General features: G+C 68.9%; 19 protein-coding genes and 1 pseudogene. 8 read left to right on the top strand and 12 right to left on the bottom strand.

Annotated features, from left to right (window positions below; genetic code table 11):
* Window positions 1–24: 24 nt before the first annotated feature.
* Window positions 25–630: a Crp/Fnr family transcriptional regulator gene (locus tag O5M90_RS12060; protein WP_269841243.1), complete on the bottom strand. Its 606-nt coding sequence runs from the start codon at window positions 628–630 to the stop codon at window positions 25–27.
* A gap of 106 nt (window positions 631–736) precedes the next feature.
* Here O5M90_RS12060 and O5M90_RS12055 point away from each other — a divergent pair, with 106 nt between their 5' ends.
* The 5 genes and pseudogenes from O5M90_RS12055 to O5M90_RS12035 all read left to right on the top strand — a co-directional run.
* Window positions 737–1,804: a TauD/TfdA family dioxygenase gene (locus tag O5M90_RS12055; protein WP_269841242.1), complete on the top strand. Its 1,068-nt coding sequence runs from the start codon at window positions 737–739 to the stop codon at window positions 1,802–1,804.
* Window positions 1,743–2,849: a flavin-containing monooxygenase gene (locus O5M90_RS12050; RefSeq protein ID WP_269841241.1), complete on the top strand. Its 1,107-nt coding sequence runs from the start codon at window positions 1,743–1,745 to the stop codon at window positions 2,847–2,849. Before O5M90_RS12055 ends, O5M90_RS12050 begins: the two co-directional genes overlap by 62 nt.
* A gap of 117 nt (window positions 2,850–2,966) precedes the next feature.
* Window positions 2,967–3,239, top strand: coding sequence for a hypothetical protein (locus O5M90_RS12045; protein ID WP_269841240.1), 273 nt, complete (start codon window positions 2,967–2,969; stop codon window positions 3,237–3,239).
* Window positions 3,240–3,248: 9 nt separating this feature from the next.
* Entirely contained in the window at window positions 3,249–3,626 is a 378-nt protein-coding gene (locus tag O5M90_RS12040; protein WP_269841239.1) for a type II toxin-antitoxin system VapC family toxin, read from the top strand.
* 62 nt (window positions 3,627–3,688) lie between these two features.
* A pseudogene (locus O5M90_RS12035) lies at window positions 3,689–3,798 on the top strand (helix-turn-helix domain-containing protein); the annotation flags it as partial.
* Window positions 3,799–3,804: 6 nt separating this feature from the next.
* On the opposite strand, the gene O5M90_RS12030 reads toward O5M90_RS12035, so the two are convergent.
* The 3 genes from O5M90_RS12030 to O5M90_RS12020 all read right to left on the bottom strand — a co-directional run bounded on the left by O5M90_RS12030 (window position 3,805) and on the right by O5M90_RS12020 (window position 4,801).
* Window positions 3,805–4,020: a hypothetical protein gene (locus tag O5M90_RS12030; RefSeq protein WP_269841238.1), complete on the bottom strand. Its 216-nt coding sequence runs from the start codon at window positions 4,018–4,020 to the stop codon at window positions 3,805–3,807.
* A gap of 101 nt (window positions 4,021–4,121) precedes the next feature.
* A complete protein-coding gene (locus tag O5M90_RS12025; RefSeq protein ID WP_269841237.1) occupies window positions 4,122–4,355 on the bottom strand; it encodes a hypothetical protein in 234 nt (77 codons plus the stop codon).
* A 185-nt stretch (window positions 4,356–4,540) separates the two neighbouring features.
* Entirely contained in the window at window positions 4,541–4,801 is a 261-nt protein-coding gene (locus O5M90_RS12020) for a hypothetical protein (RefSeq protein WP_269841236.1), read from the bottom strand.
* 204 nt (window positions 4,802–5,005) lie between these two features.
* Here O5M90_RS12020 and O5M90_RS12015 point away from each other — a divergent pair, with 204 nt between their 5' ends.
* On the top strand, window positions 5,006–5,611 hold the full coding sequence (locus O5M90_RS12015; RefSeq protein ID WP_269841235.1) for a hypothetical protein: 606 nt from the start codon (window positions 5,006–5,008) through the stop codon (window positions 5,609–5,611).
* A 116-nt stretch (window positions 5,612–5,727) separates the two neighbouring features.
* Here the strand turns inward: O5M90_RS12015 and O5M90_RS12010 are convergent, their stop codons facing one another.
* The 5 genes from O5M90_RS12010 to O5M90_RS11990 all read right to left on the bottom strand — a co-directional run bounded on the left by O5M90_RS12010 (window position 5,728) and on the right by O5M90_RS11990 (window position 10,945).
* The gene (locus O5M90_RS12010; protein ID WP_262970225.1) at window positions 5,728–6,006 is read right to left on the bottom strand and encodes a hypothetical protein; all 279 of its coding nucleotides are present in this window, start codon (window positions 6,004–6,006) and stop codon (window positions 5,728–5,730) included.
* 14 nt (window positions 6,007–6,020) lie between these two features.
* A complete protein-coding gene (locus O5M90_RS12005; protein WP_269841234.1) occupies window positions 6,021–6,824 on the bottom strand; it encodes a DUF5694 domain-containing protein in 804 nt (267 codons plus the stop codon).
* Window positions 6,821–7,654: a hypothetical protein gene (locus O5M90_RS12000; RefSeq protein WP_269841233.1), complete on the bottom strand. Its 834-nt coding sequence runs from the start codon at window positions 7,652–7,654 to the stop codon at window positions 6,821–6,823. The genes O5M90_RS12005 and O5M90_RS12000 overlap by 4 nt, the downstream gene beginning before the upstream one ends.
* 152 nt (window positions 7,655–7,806) lie before the next feature.
* Entirely contained in the window at window positions 7,807–9,903 is a 2,097-nt protein-coding gene (locus O5M90_RS11995) for a winged helix-turn-helix domain-containing protein (protein WP_269841232.1), read from the bottom strand.
* 7 nt (window positions 9,904–9,910) lie between these two features.
* Window positions 9,911–10,945 (bottom strand): transporter, encoded by a 1,035-nt coding sequence (locus O5M90_RS11990; protein ID WP_269841231.1) that lies wholly within the window; start codon window positions 10,943–10,945, stop codon window positions 9,911–9,913.
* Window positions 10,946–11,064: 119 nt separating this feature from the next.
* On the opposite strand from O5M90_RS11990, the gene lplT reads away from it, so the two are divergent.
* Complete coding sequence (lplT, locus tag O5M90_RS11985) at window positions 11,065–12,303, top strand: lysophospholipid transporter LplT (protein WP_440402041.1); 1,239 nt, start codon at window positions 11,065–11,067, stop codon at window positions 12,301–12,303.
* Here the strand turns inward: lplT and O5M90_RS11980 are convergent.
* Genes O5M90_RS11980 through O5M90_RS11970 form a run of 3 tightly spaced genes read right to left on the bottom strand, consistent with a single transcriptional unit; the run spans window position 12,288 to window position 14,422 of the window.
* The gene (locus tag O5M90_RS11980) at window positions 12,288–13,538 is read right to left on the bottom strand and encodes a glycosyltransferase family 4 protein (protein WP_269841229.1); all 1,251 of its coding nucleotides are present in this window, start codon (window positions 13,536–13,538) and stop codon (window positions 12,288–12,290) included. The two genes, lplT and O5M90_RS11980, sit on opposite strands and share 16 nt — an antisense overlap.
* A 53-nt stretch (window positions 13,539–13,591) precedes the next feature.
* Window positions 13,592–14,071, bottom strand: coding sequence for a GNAT family N-acetyltransferase (locus O5M90_RS11975; protein ID WP_269841228.1), 480 nt, complete (start codon window positions 14,069–14,071; stop codon window positions 13,592–13,594).
* Window positions 14,072–14,422: a gamma-glutamylcyclotransferase family protein gene (locus tag O5M90_RS11970; protein WP_269841227.1), complete on the bottom strand. Its 351-nt coding sequence runs from the start codon at window positions 14,420–14,422 to the stop codon at window positions 14,072–14,074.
* Window positions 14,423–14,585: 163 nt separating this feature from the next.
* Here O5M90_RS11970 and O5M90_RS11965 point away from each other — a divergent pair, with 163 nt between their 5' ends.
* Window positions 14,586–15,197 (top strand): hypothetical protein, encoded by a 612-nt coding sequence (locus O5M90_RS11965; RefSeq protein ID WP_262970216.1) that lies wholly within the window; start codon window positions 14,586–14,588, stop codon window positions 15,195–15,197.
* The last annotated feature ends 1 nt before the right edge of the window (window position 15,198 follow it).

Below are 15,198 nucleotides of genomic sequence, written 5' to 3'. Positions count from 1 at the left end.
CAGGAAGCAGGGCAGGCGCGTTCTTCAGTCCGCCGGCCGGCTGCGGGCCGCGCGCACCCGGCTCAGATGCACCGTGCTGATGCCCAGGTAGGAGGCCACGATCTCCAGCGACACGCGGCCTTCGAGGCCACCGTAGTGATCGAGGAACCACTGGTAGCGGTCGTCGGCATTGAGCATCAGCAGGCTGTATTCACGCTCGGACTTCTGGCGGTACAGCGACTCGAGCAGGGACACGAAGAACGCCGCCCACAGCGGCTGCTGCAGGGCCAGTTCGCGCAGTCGGCGATAGGGGACGCACAGCACCCGGCCATCGCTGAGCGCCTCGATGGTGCTGCGGGCCGGGCCCTCGCGCACCAGGTCCTCGAGTGAACCGAACACATCGCCCGGCCGGGCCAGCCATTTGGCCTTGCGGCTGCCGTTGGGCAGCACATAGAACTCGCCCTGCACACCCTCGATGACCAGCCCGCACAAGCGCGCCGGCTCGCCCGCCGCCAGAAAGGTCTCGCCCTTGCGGAACGGCCTTTCGTGGCTGGCCTCGGCCAGCAGGGCCAGGTCCGGGTCGCGCATCTCGATATGGCGTCCGACAAGCTGGCGCAGGGTCTGCAGGGCAGCGGGGGAAAGGGTCGTCATGACGAGCGTGGACGGGTCAGGCCTGCAGCAACAAATGTTAAGGACGCGGGGGCGGGCATTTTCTAAAGTGCTGTGCATCAACGCGGCACTACAGCAGCCTAACCCAATGAACGACACCCTCGACATCTACCCCGCTACCCGGCTCGCCCCCTATGCCGGCCCGGCTGCCTGGCGCGCCGCCGATATAGCCCATTCGCAGCAGTGGATACGCCAGCTCGGGGCCGAGGAGCGGGCCGGCATCATCGAGCTGGGCCAATGGCTGGAGGCGCTGGGCGCCACGGCAACCGATGTGGCCGCGCTGCCCCGACGCAATCCCGGGGCCCTGCGCGAGTTGCGTCCCTTGCTGAACGGGGTGCGCGCGGCGCTGCAAAGCGGTCTCGGCTTTGTGCTGATGCGCGGCTTCCCTGTCGACGCGATGTCGCCCGCAGCCACGCGCCTGGCCTATCTGGCCCTGGGGTCGCTGCTGGGCCAGGCCATGCCGCAGAACCGGGAGGGCGAGTTGCTGCACGATGTGCGCGATACCGGCGCCGACCGGCGCGACCCGAATGTGCGGCTGTCGCGGACCAATGCCGAGCAGGACTTCCATACCGACGCGGCCGACATCATCGGCCTGCTATGCCTGCAGAAGGCGCGCTTGGGCGGCATCAGCCGCATCGTCAGCTCGGTCTCGGTGTATCAGGAGGTGCTGGCCGCCCGGCCCGATCTGGCCCCGCTTCTGTTCCAGACCTGGTACTTCCATATGAAGGGCGAACAGGCGCCCGGGGCCCTGCCTTATTTCAAGCTGCCCATCGTGCGCGACATCGAGGCGCAACTCTCCACCTTCTTCATAGGCTGGTATCTGCGCGATGCGGAGCAGCTGCCCGGCGTGCCGCCGCTGAGCCCGGCGCAGCGGGAGCTGCTGGACCTGTACGAGCAGGTCGCCAACCGGCCCGCGCTGGGCATGGCCATGCAGTTCGAGCCCGGCGATGTGCAGTGGTTGAAGAACTCGGTGATCCTGCACAAGCGCAGCGCCTACGAAGACTGGCCGGAGCCCGGGCGCAAGAGGCATCTGCTGCGGCTGTGGTTGGCGGCGGAGGACTTCAAGGACGGCATCGTGGCCCTGCGCCAGGGCCATGCTGCGGCGGCTGCTGCGGCCGCCGCCCCACTCGGCCCGGGGGCCGGCCGTGGTCGTTGATTGCGTGATCGTCGGCGCGGGCCAGGCGGGCCTGGCCATGGCCCAGGGTCTGCAACAGGCCGGCCTCAGCTACCGGCTGCTGGAAGCGCAGGCCCAGTCGGGCGGCTCCTGGGCGGCCTATTACGACAGCCTGAGCCTGTTCTCCCCGGCCCGCTACAGCGCCCTGCCTGGCCTGGACTTCCCCGGCGATCCGGACGCCTATCCGAGCCGCGATCAGGTCGTGCGCTATCTGCACGACTACGCCGAGCATTTCGGCCTGCAGGTGCTGACCGGCCAGCGCGTGCTGCGGGTGACGCGGCAGGAAGCTGCACTGTTCCAGGTCGACACCGCCGGTGGCGAGCGCCTGCAGGCGCGCACGCTGGTGGTGGCCAGCGGTGCGTTCGCCGAGCCCTACATGCCCGAGCTGCCGGGACTGTCGGCCTTCAAGGGTCAGGTCTTGCACAGCCGCGACTACCGCTCGCCCGCCCCATTCACGGGCCAGCGCGTGCTGGTGGTCGGCGGCGCCAACTCGGCCGTGCAGATCGCCTTCGAGCTCGCGGCCTCAAGCCACGTCACCCTGGCCAGCCGTCGCAAGATCCGCTTCCTGCCGCAGCGCGTGCTGGGCCGCGACTTCCATTTCTGGCTGCGCCTGAGCGGGCTGGACCGCACGCGCTGGCTCAGCGACCAGAGCACACCGGTGCTGGACGATGGCCGCTACCGGCGCGCGCTGACAAGCGGCCTGCTGCAGCGCCGGCCGATGTTCGAGCAGATCACGCCGGACGGCGTGCGGTGGTCGGATGGCAGCCCCGAAGCGGTCGACGTGTTGCTTTTTGCCACCGGCTTCCGGCCGCGCCTGCCCTACCTGTCTTCCCTCCAGGCGACGGATGGGCAGGGCCGCCTGCGGCAGCAGCAGGGCATTGGCACGGCGGAGCCGGGCCTGTATTTCATCGGCTTTCCCCGGCAGCGCAATTTCGCCTCGGCGACGCTGCGCGGCGTCGGCCCCGACGCGGCCCATGTGCTCAGACATTTGCAGGGCTATTTGCTGGCGCGAGGCACCATGGCGTAGCGAGGCTGCGAGCGTGCGGCTGGTCCGGCTCATGCTGTGCAGGATGCGTCGGCGCGTACACTGGGCGCGGGCCTGGCAATGCCGGCCCACCCAAGCTGCTGTGAAGGAGGACGCCCCATGACTGCCATCGTGATCGAGCATGTGCCCGTGGCTGACTTGCCCCCGGCTTGGCGCGCCCAACTGTCCCAGGCAGCGGACACCCTGGTCACTGTGCGCATCGAAAAGGAAGAGCAGGCCAAAGCCGCAGCGCCAGCTGCAGAGTTCGTGAGCGACGATCCCGCCTTCGGCATCTGGCGCGACCGCGAGGACCTCGCCGATGTTCAGGGCTATGTGCGTCAGCTGCGTGCCCCGCGCTATGGCCGCGACGGCGCGCGCAAGGACTCGACCTGACGCGCAACCATGCTGGTCGATACCGATGTGCTGATCTGGCATTTGCGCGGCTACCCACAGGCCACGCGCCAGCTAGATGCATTGGACGCGCTCACACTGTCGGCGGTCAGCTATCTTGAGCTGCTGCAGGGCATGCGCAACAAGGCCGAGCTCGCCGCGCTGAAAAAGATGCTGGAGCGGCGCGGCGCTACCGTCCTGCCGCTGACCGAATCCATCACAAGCCAGGCCACCGGCTTGATGGAAACACTCACCTTGAGCCACGGCCTGCAGATGGGCGATGCGCTGATCGCCGCCACAGCCCTGGAGCATCGACTGCCGCTACTGACCGGCAACGTCAAGCATTTCGCGGCCATCGAGGGCCTGATCATTCAGGGGTTCTCGATTTAAGGCGAGGGCGAGTCAAAGGGGGCCGAACGCATTCTTCGATCAAGACCCTGGAGCGGGGATAAATCCACGAAAACCTGGCCGCCACCGGCTTCACATTTCCGAGACCGCGCGGAGGCTGGGCATGCACCGGCGGACGCTGGCGAGGAAGCTGGAGAAGCAGCGGGTGAAGTAGGGGCGCTTAAACGAGCAGGCCTCCGCGAAAGCGGGGCGATTCAGTGATGCATTTGCTGTTCAGGCTCAGTAAACGTTTGAGTTCGGGGCTGTAGATTGAAGGCGGCGGCGATTCGTTCCAGAACAGTTCGTGGGCTTCGAAGAACTGCTTCGTCATCAACTTCAAGTCCGTCGTGGGCGCCGCCACTGATACCAGTGCATGCTTCAGTGCGAAGGTGGCCATTAGGCCAGTAAGTGCATTTAGGGCTCGCATGTGCAGTTCTCCGGGCGAAAATACTCCCTGTTGCCCGTCGCATAGCCACGATAGGGAACTCCACGTCCGATTCAGCTGGCGGATCGCTCAATCAACTCCAGCGCTTTCTCGGGTTCTTCGTAGTGGATCAGCCCATGCTGAGGGAAGTTGATCAATACTCCGCGCTGTAGATACCCCCAATCGGCCTGCGAATACGCTGAACTGAATTCATTCGTGTCGAGCGAGCACACAACCACGCCCCCACTGTCTGGCCCCAGTTTGACTCTGTCACCCAACTTGATGTCCTGACCATTGGCGTACTTCATCAAAGCTCATCCATTTCAGTTTGCAAGCGGCTCAATCGGGATTGCACCGGGCGGAAGGTGCTTGGGCCTCACGGCTCCTCGTCATTGTCAGGAGATTGCCGGGCTAGGTTTCTAGCCACATTTCAATTCAAATCGGGCTCAACGCGGATGTCTGTGCTTTGTATGGGTCCTTCTTGGATAATTGTTCAGCGAATAAATATTCCCATAACGAAACCCCACCCTACGCAAAATGAGAAGATTTCAAAATAAGGACTTGGTAGTGGCAGGTTCTTGAATTTTGCCATCCCCAGAGGGATGCCCATTGTTAATCCAATCGCTAGCGGGATAAAGTCTATGTAATAGAACCAGCTTGGCAATATTTCTTTTCGAAGCAAAATATGAAGAAGTAATGCGATGGCTGCACCAATTCCGCCGGCGAATAATTCGTTGCTAATTTTCAATTGCATACTTTCTGGTAATGGGGATTCTCGCCGAACAACAAGCCGTATAGCACTGAATCATCCCGGCTTTCGTTCAGGCTCATCGGCCTGAGCGGCAACTCATCGACTGTAGTGGGTCTAGGTTTCGGCCGGCATGACACAGCCGAAGCAGCAGCCTTTGCCCTGCTGCATGGACAATCGCCCTCAGCCTCTCCAGCAAGGACGCCCGCCATGAGCAGTAACAGCGAAAACAGCACACTCGCCACCCCCGCCGACCGCATGGCCGGCGCTGTGCTGGCCCTGGTGGCGCAGACGCCCGGCTCGACCCAGCGCCTGAGCGCGCGGCCGGCCGAGGCGGCGCGGGGTCTGGCGCGGCAGGCGGCGTCAAAGGCGGCGCTGGCGGCCGGTGCGCTGGCGCTGCCGCCGGGGCCGCTGGGCTGGCTGACGGTGCTGCCGGAGATGATGACGGTGTGGCGCATCCAGGCCCAGCTGGTGGCCGATGTGGCCGCGCTGTACGGGCGCAGCGCCGAGCTGGGGCAGGCGCAGATGCTGTACTGCCTGTTCCGCCACACGGCGGCGCAGGCGCTGCGCGATCTGGCGGTGCGGGTCGGTGAGCGCCTGCTGGTGCGGCCGCTGGCCGCCGCCAGCCTGGGCCGGGTCGCAGCGGCACTGGGCCTGCAGCTGAGCCAGCGCGCGGTGGCCAAATCGGTCGGGCGCTGGGTGCCGCTGCTGGGCGCGGCCGGCGTCAGCGCCTATGCCTACTACGACACGCTGAAAGTGGCGCAGGCGGCGCAGGAGCTGTTCGAGAGCGAATCGGTGATCGAGAACCCGGCCTGATAGAGCCGCTAGCAAAAGCCAGCGCAGCGGTTCTGGCTAGGCGGACCCGGCGCAGACAGTACGCGCAGTACGGCAAGCCGGGGCCAACGACGCCAGAAGGGTTGGGGTAGCGGCTCCTACTGGTGAGCCGCGATGCGGTTGAACTCGGCCCAGGTCTGACACTCATCGACCTGCTTCTTGCGGTTCTCGCTGACCAGGGTCTGCAGCCGGCCGAGCAGCGCGTTTTTACGCTCCAGCTCGCGCGGATTCGGTGCCGGCAGCTGCCGTGCCATCTCCAGGCCCATGTCCACGGCCTGGCGGCATTGCGCCGGCTTGGCGCCGCCCGCCGGGGCTTGCGCGGCCGCCAGCAGGCTGGACAGGCTCAGGGCCAGCATCAGGGCTTTCTTCTTGCTCATCGCGGTTTCCTCCATCAACGCAGATAAGGCTCGGCCTCGATCAGGGTCCAGCCCGACTGCTCCAGCACGCATTGGCGCAGCAGATGGCTGTGGCCGGCGCCGAACAGCAGCAGCACCCGGTCGCCGGGTCGCACCGACTGGCGCAGGCGCGCGCAGATCGCGGTGTTGCGGGCCTGCCAGCGGCCGAGCAGCTCGGCGCCGGGCTGTTCGGACCCGGCGCCATAGCCGAGCGCGCCGACATACCAGGCATGGTCGGCCCGGATCGCCTCGGGGCGGTTGATCTCGCGCAGCAGCGTGGCCACGCTGGCGCTGCGCGCGCGCTGCTCGAAGGCCCGGGTGCGCGCGCCGATCTCGTCCACCGAGCGCTGCAACTCGGCGGCGCGGCCGGTCCTGGCGGCAAAAGCCTGCAGCGCCGCGAAGGGGAACTCGCCCGGCGCGTCCACGCCCAGCACCTGGTCCAGGCCCATGCGGCGCGCCAACCGGTAGCCGATCTGCTCGATCTCGTTGCGATCGGGTGGACCCTCGCCGCTCAGATAGCGCCGATAGCCCGGCAGGGCCCGGCCCGGTAAGGCATCGGCGCGGGCTTCGACCGCCACCATGCTGGGTCGGAACGAAGCCAGGCGCTCGATCAGCTCCACGAGCTCGGCCTGGCGCCGGGCTGACAGCACATCGTCGACCTCGGCGTTGTGCAGGTCCAGCCCCGGGTTGGCGAAGTGGTAGCTGCCCAGCACCATCACCTGCACCTCGGCAAGGCCCGGCAGCGGCGCCAGCAGCAGGGCGGCCGCCAGCAGCGCCAGGGCGCGCAGCCGCCGACTCATGGTCGCTGCCCCAGCGGCGCGTCGCCCGGGCAGTGCTGGCGCGGCGCGGTGGCCGCCGCCGCGTCGGCCGCCACCTGGCGCAGCAGGGCCTGCTGCTCGGCGGGCACGCCGTTGTTGGCCAGCGTGGGCAGGGCCAGTGGCGAGGCGCCGGTGAGGGTGGTGTAGAGCATCAGCGCGGTCAGATAGGCGCCGGCCGGGGCGGAGTGGTTGCCGTCGCCGGCATGCAGAACCAGGGCTGGGTGGCGTTGCAGGGCCAGCTCCCAGGCCTGGCCGATCGGGGCCACGCAGGCCGGCTGCTGGCGCGCGATGCTGGCGTGCAAGTCGTAGATGCGCTCGGTCTCGGCCACACCCAGGCGCGGCCATTCTGGGAACATCACCGGCGTCGCGCCGAGTTCGCGCGCCACCCGGATCAGGCTCTGGGCCTCGCTGATCGAGTAGCTGTTCTGGCCGGTGGTGCTGTATTTCTGCGCCTGCAGCACCAGCACCGTCCAGCGCCGGCCGCGCAGCAAGGCCATCGAAGCGGCATCGGCCAGCCGCTGGTCGAGGAACATCCAGCCCGGCGCCTCGGTGGCGGCCACGCTTTTGCCGGGCAGGCTGGCGCGCAGCAAGGCCTCCAACTGCCGGGGCAGGGCGTTCAGCGAGGTGTGGCTGTTGCCCATCATCAGCAGCGTGATGTCGGCATCGGCGGGTGCCGGTGCCGTCGGCTGCTGCTCCGGGTCGACCGGCGCCGGGCCGCCGCCGCCACCGCAGGCCAGCGCGCCCAGCGTCGCGGCCATCAGGCTCAGCCGCAGGCACCAGCTGCGTGAACCGCCATCGTGATCGTCCAGCACCCAGGCCTCCTGCCAGCGGCCGCCGAGCCCGTCCCGGCAGCCAACCTTCAGTAGGCCGCGAGCCGGGCCGGAGCCACAAGCCCGGCCCGCTCCAAACCCTGTCCAAAAAATATTTCTTGTGGCCCGACAAGCACTTGCGTGCGTCGCCGGGTTCAGCGCGCCTGCATCAGATCGGCCACGGCGGTGTGGGCCAGCTCCACCCAGGCGCTGCCATCGGCGCCCAGCGCGAAGCTGGCCCGCTCCGGAAAGCTGCCCAGCGCATGGCTGCTGAGCAGCTGGGCCGGGCGCTCGCCGGCCAGATCGAGGCGGCGGAAATACTCGGCCTGGCTGCCGCGGGTCAGCAGCACCAGCCCCTGCGGCCCCAGCCGCCAGTCCAGCAGGGTTTCGCCCTCCGGCACCGCCGAAGCCATCAGTTGCTCGGGCCCACCCGCCAGCGGGCGCCGGCGCAGCTCCTGGCTGTCGCGGGCCTGGTAGAGCAGGGCACTGCCGTCGGCCGTCCACTGCAGCGCCGGGCCGGGCGGCCGCTCGGTGTCCAGCGGCGTGGCGGCCTGGCCGCCGTCGAGACCGAAGCGCCAGAGCTGCCAGCGCCCGCCGCGGTCGCTGGCCACCCAGACCTCGCGGCCGCTCGGGTGCCAGCTGGGCCGGCCATACTGGGCCGCATCGGCCGCCAGCGGCCTAAGCTGCCCGCTGGCCAGATCGAGCAGGCACAGGCCATATCGCTTGCCAGGCCCGCAATTGCCGAGAAAGGCCAGCTGCCGGCCATCGGGCGAGGCGGCTGGCGCGGCAGGCTGAAGGTCCAGCTGGGTCAGCGCCCGGGCCTGATCGCCTCGGGGCTCGGAGCGCCACAGCTCGGGCAGGCCGGAGCGTGCCGAGACAAAGAACAGGCCGCCGCCTGCCGGATCGGCGGTCGGGGCGCGGTCGTTGACCACCGCGCCGGGCAAGCGCTGCGGCTGCGCGCCGGCGCCCCAGTCCAGCCGTGCGATGCCGATGTGCGAGCGCATCAGCGCATAGACCAGCAGGCCGCCGGCGCTGCGCAGCGGCGCGCTGCCCTCCAGGCCCAGCGGCAAGGCCTGGCCGGTCTCGCGCTGCCAGCGCATCAGCACCCGGCTGTCCTGCCGGGTGGTCGAGAAGATCAGGTCGCGGCCGTTCTCGGCATGGGTCAGGCCGTGCAGCGGGTACAGGCGCAGCTGGCTCAGGCGCTGCACCTGACCGTCCAGGCCGGCCTCGTAGAAGTCACGGCTGCCGTCGGCCGGGTCCTGGCGGGCAAACACCAGACGCCGGCCATCGGGTGACCAGCTCGGCTGGTGGTCCGGCATCGCGGCCGGCGGGGCGCTGCTCAGGCGCCGCAGGCCGCTGCCATCGGGGGCCACCAGGAACAGGCCGCCGACCCCCTCGGCCTCGGCGCTGAAGGCGATGCTGCGGCCGTCGGGCGACCAGGCGACGCTGGGCGTGAACAGCGCGCTGCAGCGCGCCAGCGCCTGCGTCCGCGTGCTCAGGCGGTAGACCCGGAGCTGGCACTGCCCGTCGGCGCTCGCGGCGATATAGGCGATCGCGCTGCTGTCCGGTGACCAACTCAGGCCTTGCACATCAAGGCCCTCGGGGCTGAGTGCCTGCGGCGCGACGTCCAACTCGGCGGCCGGGCGCAGATACAGCCGGCCCCCGCCCTGGCCCTGCCACCAGGCGAAGGCCAGCAGCCGGCCGTCGGGCGAGAGCTGGCCCAGGTATTCATAGCCGGGCTGGTGCGTCAGCGGCCTGGCCTCGGGCAGGGCTGCGGGCGCCATGTCGCCCGGCCGCAGCCACCAGACGGCGAGGAGGCCGGCCAGCACCAGCAGGCCGGCCAGCAACGGCCAGCGCGGCGCGGGCAGTGCTGTCGTCGGCGCGGGCGCTGGGATCGGCGGCGCCATGACCTGCGGCGGCGGCGCCAGCGCACGTACCGGCGCGATCAGCCGGTAGCCCTTCTTCGCGATGGTCTCCAGATAGCGCGGCGCTTCGGGGTCGTCGCCCAGGGCCTGGCGTATGGTCCAGACGGCGGTGTTGATGGCCTTGGGGGCGACAAAACGGTTGCCCTGCCAGATCGTGTCGATGATCTCCTCGCGGCCCACGGTCTCGCCGGGCCGGCTGGCCAGCAGCACCAGCAGGGCCATGGCCTTGTGGCGCAGCGGCCGGACTTCGGCGCCGCGCTGCAGGCGGTTGCCGGCGGCATCGACACGCCAGTCGCCGAGCTCAAAGATCTCGCGGGTTGGGTCCATGGGTGAATCAGCGCTGGCGATTCGTCAGCCGACGCAGCGCCAGCCAGGCCGCCAGCGCGGTGAAGGAGGCGATCAGCAGCAGCATCAGCCAGAAGCCGTGCGCATGATCGGCCAGCGGGATGCCGCCGACATTCATGCCCATCAGGCCGGCGAACAGATTGATGGGCAGGGCCAGCACGGTGACCATGGTCAGCGTGAACAGGCTGCGGTTGTTCTGCTCGGCCACCTGCGAGGCCGACTCGTCCTGCAGCAGCTTGACCCGCTCGTGCAGCGAGACGATGTCGCGCAGCGCCACCGCGAACTCGTCGTTGACGCGGCGCAGCCGGTCGCGCTCCTCGGCATTGAGCCAGGCCGGCGGGTTGGCCAGCAGGCGCAGCAGCGCGCCCGGCTCGGGCGCCAGCAGGCGCTGCAGCCGCACCGAGAGGCGGCGCAGCCGCGCCAGCTCGTCGCCGCCCTGCAGCTTGTTGCGCCGTGCCAGCATCGCGTCCTCGATATCGTCGACCTTGTCGCTGGCGCTGCGCACGATGTGCTGCAGCTCGTCGGCCTGGTCGCTGAGCAGATGCTCCAGCAGGGCCACCGGGCTGACGATCGCGTCGCCGGCGCCGACCGCGCGGCGCAGCCGGTCCACCGAGCGCAGCGGCTGCACCCGGGCGCTGACCACCAGGCCCGGCTCCAGACTCAGCCACAGGGTCGCGACGTTCTCGGGGTCGAAGGAGAAGTCGAAGGTCACATCGTTGATCACCGCCATCAGCCGCTCGCCCAGCCGCGTGATGCGGGTCGAGCGTGAGCCCTCGCGCAGCGACTGGTGGAAATCGTGCGGCAGGCTGGTGTGGGCGCGCAGCCAGCCATGGGCGCTGGTATGGGTCAGGTTGAAATGCAGCCAGATGAAGTCGGCGTCGCTGGCACTCGCGCCGCGATGCAGCCATTGCTGGGCCGCCTGCGTGTCCACGGGACGGGCCGGCTGGCCGGCCTGGAACAGATAGCCGCAGATCAGGCCGTGGTCGTCGGCCGGGGTGGCGAAGCTTGCGGTGGGCGTGTTCATCGTCAGTCGCGGGGCTGAATGGTCGGCGCATCATAGTGACAGGCCCGGTGCTGCGGCCGTCGTCAAAGCGTCACGCCGGCGTCATCGCCCTGGCATCTGCGTCGGCGCCAATGGCGGCCATGCGCATGCCGCCGGGTTTTCATCTGCTGATCGCCGCGCAGTTCGCCTCGGCGCTGGCCGACAACGCGCTGCTGATCGTCACGATCGCGCTGCTGCACGAGCAGGGCCTGCCCGCCTGGTGGGCGCCGCTGCTGAAGTTCTCGTTCACGATTTCCTATGTGCTGCTGGCGCCCTGGGTCGGGCCGCTGGCCGATGCGCTGCCGAAGGCGCGGCTGATGGCCTGGATGAACGGGGTCAAGATGCTGGGGCTGGTGGCGCTGCTGGCCGGACTGCATCCGGTGGCGGCCTATGCGGTGGTAGGCCTGGGCGCGGCCTGCTATGCGCCGGCCAAGTACGGGCTGGTGACCGAGCTGGTGGCACCGCGCCAGCTGGTGGCGGCCAACAGCTGGCTGGAGGTGTCCATCGTCGGCGCGGCGCTGCTGGGCACGGTGCTGGGCGGGGCGCTGGTCAGCGAGGGGCTGCGCGCGCTGCTGGCCTCGCTGGTGTCGCTGCCGGGGCTTGCGTCTTCGCTGAGCGCCTCGCTGGCCTTGCTGCTGCTGCTCTACGGCCTGGCCGCCGTGGCGCAGCTGGGTGTGCCCGACAGCGGCGCCCGCTATGCCCGCAGCGCCAGCCTGCGGCCCGGCGCGCTGCTGCGCGATTTCGCGCGCGCCAACCGGGCGCTTTGGCGCGATGCCGAGGGCGGCGTTTCGCTGGCGGTGACGACCCTGTTCTGGGGTGTCGGCGCGACGCTGCAGTTCGCGGTGCTGCGCTGGGCCCAGCAGGTCTTGCAGCTGGGGCTGGACCGCAGCGCCTATCTGCAGGCGGTGGTCGCGGTCGGCGTGGTGATCGGCGCTGCTGCTGCCGGGCGCTGGGTGCCGCTGACGCGGGCGCTGCGGGTGCTGCCGCTGGGCGTGCTGCTGGGCCTGCTGATGGCGGGGCTGGCCTGGGTCGATGCCTTTGCGCTGGCCCTGCCGCTGCTGGCCCTGGTCGGCGCGGTGGGCGGCCTGCTGGTGGTGCCGATGAATGCGCTGCTGCAGCATCGCGGCTACCAGCTGCTGACGGCCGGGCGCTCGATCGCCGTGCAGGGTTTCAATGAGAACCTGAGCATCCTCGGCATGCTGGCCCTCTATGCCGGCGCGCTGGCGCTGGACGCGCCACTGCTGCCGCTGATGACGGTGTTCGGCAGCCTGATCGCGCTGGTGATGCTGGCGCTGATGCGCTGGCGCCGGGCCTCAATCGGGCTTCAGCAACCGGGTTGAGCGGCCGCGATGTCGGCGCGCGCCGGAGCGGCGGGCAGGGCCCGGCCGTCGATCACCGCCGCGTAGATGTTCTCGACATTGGCGACGATGCCGGCCCAGCTCTGCGCCTCGGCGGTCAGCCGGGCGGCCTGGCCCATCGCCCGCAGGGCTGCGGGCTCGCGTGCCAGCTCGGCGGCCTGGTTCAGGAATTCGGGGCCGTTGCCGAAGGGTGCCAGCAGGCCGTTGTGACCGGGCTTGATCAGCTGGGAGGCGGCCGCGTAGTCATAGGCCAGCACCGCCAGGCCGCTGGCCATGGCCTCGGGCGTGACATTGCCGAAGGTCTCGGTGATGCTGGGGAAGATGAAGGCGTCGGCGCTGGCGTAGTGGGCGGCCAGGTCCTCGCCGTGGCGCATGCCGGCGAAGATGGCCTCGGGTAGGCGCTCCTGCAGCTGCTTGCGCGCCGGCCCGTCGCCGACCAGCACCAGGCGCGCGCGCGGCTGCACCTGGCGGAAGGCCTCGAAGGCCTCGGCCAGCGTGGCCAGGTTCTTCTCGGCCGCGAGCCGGCCCACATGGAGGACCACCGGATCGTCGGTGCCCGCGCCCCAGCGCTCGCGCAGCGCCGCGCTGCGCCGCAGCGGGTTGAACAGCGCGGTGTCGACGCCGCGCGCCACCACGCTGACGCCCTTGAAGCCCAGCTCGTCGAGCTGCTGGCGCAGGCCGGCATCGGGCACCATGGTGCACTGCGTCTTGTTATGGAATTTGCGCAGATAGACCATGATGGGCTTGTGCAGCCAGCCGACGCCGTAGTGCTTGCTGTAGGCGTGGAAATTGGTGCGGAAGTCCGAGCAGATCGGCAGCTTCAGATAGCTGGCGGCCTGCAGCGCCGACCAGCCCATCGGGCCTTCGGTGGCGATGTGGACGATGTCGGGGCGGCGCAGCGTCCACAGATTGACTAGGCTTTTCTTCGAGGCCACGCCCATGCGCAGATGCGGGTAGCGCGGGATCGGCAGGCCGCGCATCAGCACCTCGTGGAAGCGCTCATCGTCGCCATCCGACTGCTCGCCCTTCAACTGACGCGGCCGCACCAGCTGCACCGCATGGTTGCGCGCCCGCAGGCCTTCGACCAGGCAGGCGATGGTGCGCGCGACGCCGTTGACCTCGGGCGGGTAGGTTTCGGTGACGATGGCCACGCGCAGAAAACGCTGCAGCGGCGGGGCCTCGTCGACCTCGATATCGGTGTGCGCGGGCAGCCTCATGCTGCGGATCATCGGCTGCGATTGCGGCGCTTCGATGACGGCGCGATGACGGTTCAGCGCGGCATGGCTGCCGCCGGCCGTTCGTACAGCACATCCGGGCAGTGCTCCTCGTTGCCGCTGCCATCCGTGAATGCGATGGCCACGAAGCCGAAGCGCTCGTAGAAGCGCCGCGCGCCGAGGTTTTGCTGGAAGGTGTAGAGCCGCAGATCCCGGGTCTGGCCGGCGATCAGTGGCCGCAGCAGGGCGGAGCCTATGCCCAGGCCGACCGAGGCGGGGCGCAGATAGAGGTGGTCGACCCACCGGCAGGCATCGCCCTCGGTGCTTGCGATAAAGCCAAGGAGTTCGCCACCCTCCTGCGCCACCGTGACCTGGGCCGAGGGCAGCAAATGCTCGTGGATCCAGGTGTGCACCTCCGCGTCGCTGTGCGCCAGCGGCGCATAGGGCAAGAAGTGCCGGCGCGAGCACAGATAGAGCCGAGCGATCTCGGCGGCGTCGGCCGGCGTGGCGGGGCGCAGGGCGATGTGGCCGTTCATTCAGTCCGGCGGCGCGAAGCGTGCATCGACATAGACCCAGGCCTGCCGGCCCGAGGAGAGCTTGGCCAGCACTCGCTTGTAGGCCGCAACCTCGTAGCGGTCGGCGCTGGCCAGCTCGGCCTCGCTGATCTCGAACACCGTGCCCGGCACGCGGCTGGCCGCATCGCCGTTGAACTTGACGATGGGGTGGTGGGTCTTGCCGCTGGTCGCGATGACCTCCGGATCCTCGATGCGCAGCATCGCCATCTCGAACTCGACCAGATCATCCGGCCGCCCACCCAGCCGCCGACCGAAGGTGGACAGCTGGACGTTCTCTTGCTGCAGCGTGCCGTAGGAGAAGAGCAGGGGCATGGTGGGTGCTTGTGAATGCTGGCCGGATGATGCCTTGAACTGCAGGCCTGGGAAAGTGCCGCCGGCGCGCTGCGCGCCGCCTCAACCGTCACCCACATTTCACAAACCACCGTCACCATCCCGCCACGCCCGCGCTTGGCGCGCGGGTTCAACAGGAGCGACGGTGAAAGACTTTCTGAAGGCACTCGAGATCCAGCGCTGGGATGACCACCGCTACTACCACCACAGCCGCATCAACCAGTCGCTGCACCTGCTCAGCGCGCTGAGCTTTGTGCTGGCCTATCTGATGCTGTTCAAGGACCCGGCCGTGGCCGCGCTGATCGGCTGGCTGGTCTCGATGACCAGTCGCCAGGCCGGTCACTTCTTCTTCGAGCCCAAGGGCTATGACCATGTGAATCAGGCCACCCACGAACACAAGGAAGAGATCAAGGTCGGCTACAACCTGCAGCGCAAGGTGGTGCTGATGGCGCTGTGGGCCGCCTCGCCGCTGCTGCTCTATATCGACCCGACGCTGCTGGGGGCCTTCGAGCCGGCCGAGGCGCCGCTGGAGTTTGTGCGCCAGGTCGGGATGATGTGGTTGTGGCTGGGTGTGGCCGGCCTGCTGTTCCGCACTGTGCATCTGTTCATCATCAAGGATGTGCAGACCGGCCTGGTGTGGATGAGCAAGATCCTGACCGACCCCTTCCACGACATCATGCTGTACCGCAAGGCGCCGCTGCACCTGCTGCGCGGCGAGCTGATCGATCCGATGGGGCATGCTGCCGAGCGCGGCTGAA

This window comes from Paucibacter sp. M5-1, from assembly GCF_027498415.2.
In the GTDB taxonomy this organism is placed as follows: Bacteria; Pseudomonadota; Gammaproteobacteria; order Burkholderiales; family Burkholderiaceae_C; genus Roseateles_E.
This window is presented reverse-complemented; position numbering and strand designations above follow the sequence as displayed.

Bases quoted from the DNA above. Each gene is read 5' to 3' on its own strand.
- O5M90_RS12050 (WP_269841241.1), top strand. From the start codon at position 1,743: ATGCTGCGGCGGCTGCTGCGGCCGCCGCCCCACTCGGCCCGGGGGCCG.
- O5M90_RS11990 (WP_269841231.1), bottom strand. From the start codon at position 10,945: ATGAACACGCCCACCGCAAGCTTCGCCACCCCGGCCGACGACCACGGC.
- O5M90_RS12005 (WP_269841234.1), bottom strand. From the start codon at position 6,824: ATGAGTCGGCGGCTGCGCGCCCTGGCGCTGCTGGCGGCCGCCCTGCTG.
- O5M90_RS11995 (WP_269841232.1), bottom strand. From the start codon at position 9,903: ATGGACCCAACCCGCGAGATCTTTGAGCTCGGCGACTGGCGTGTCGAT.
- O5M90_RS12055 (WP_269841242.1), top strand. From the start codon at position 737: ATGAACGACACCCTCGACATCTACCCCGCTACCCGGCTCGCCCCCTAT.
- O5M90_RS11980 (WP_269841229.1), bottom strand. From the start codon at position 13,538: ATGAGGCTGCCCGCGCACACCGATATCGAGGTCGACGAGGCCCCGCCG.
- O5M90_RS12025 (WP_269841237.1), bottom strand. From the start codon at position 4,355: ATGAAGTACGCCAATGGTCAGGACATCAAGTTGGGTGACAGAGTCAAA.
- O5M90_RS11975 (WP_269841228.1), bottom strand. From the start codon at position 14,071: ATGAACGGCCACATCGCCCTGCGCCCCGCCACGCCGGCCGACGCCGCC.
- O5M90_RS12060 (WP_269841243.1), bottom strand. From the start codon at position 630: ATGACGACCCTTTCCCCCGCTGCCCTGCAGACCCTGCGCCAGCTTGTC.
- O5M90_RS12040 (WP_269841239.1), top strand. From the start codon at position 3,249: ATGCTGGTCGATACCGATGTGCTGATCTGGCATTTGCGCGGCTACCCA.
- lplT (WP_440402041.1), top strand. From the start codon at position 11,065: ATGCGCATGCCGCCGGGTTTTCATCTGCTGATCGCCGCGCAGTTCGCC.
- O5M90_RS11970 (WP_269841227.1), bottom strand. From the start codon at position 14,422: ATGCCCCTGCTCTTCTCCTACGGCACGCTGCAGCAAGAGAACGTCCAG.
- O5M90_RS12020 (WP_269841236.1), bottom strand. From the start codon at position 4,801: ATGCAATTGAAAATTAGCAACGAATTATTCGCCGGCGGAATTGGTGCA.
- O5M90_RS12045 (WP_269841240.1), top strand. From the start codon at position 2,967: ATGACTGCCATCGTGATCGAGCATGTGCCCGTGGCTGACTTGCCCCCG.
- O5M90_RS12030 (WP_269841238.1), bottom strand. From the start codon at position 4,020: ATGGCCACCTTCGCACTGAAGCATGCACTGGTATCAGTGGCGGCGCCC.
- O5M90_RS12015 (WP_269841235.1), top strand. From the start codon at position 5,006: ATGAGCAGTAACAGCGAAAACAGCACACTCGCCACCCCCGCCGACCGC.
- O5M90_RS12010 (WP_262970225.1), bottom strand. From the start codon at position 6,006: ATGAGCAAGAAGAAAGCCCTGATGCTGGCCCTGAGCCTGTCCAGCCTG.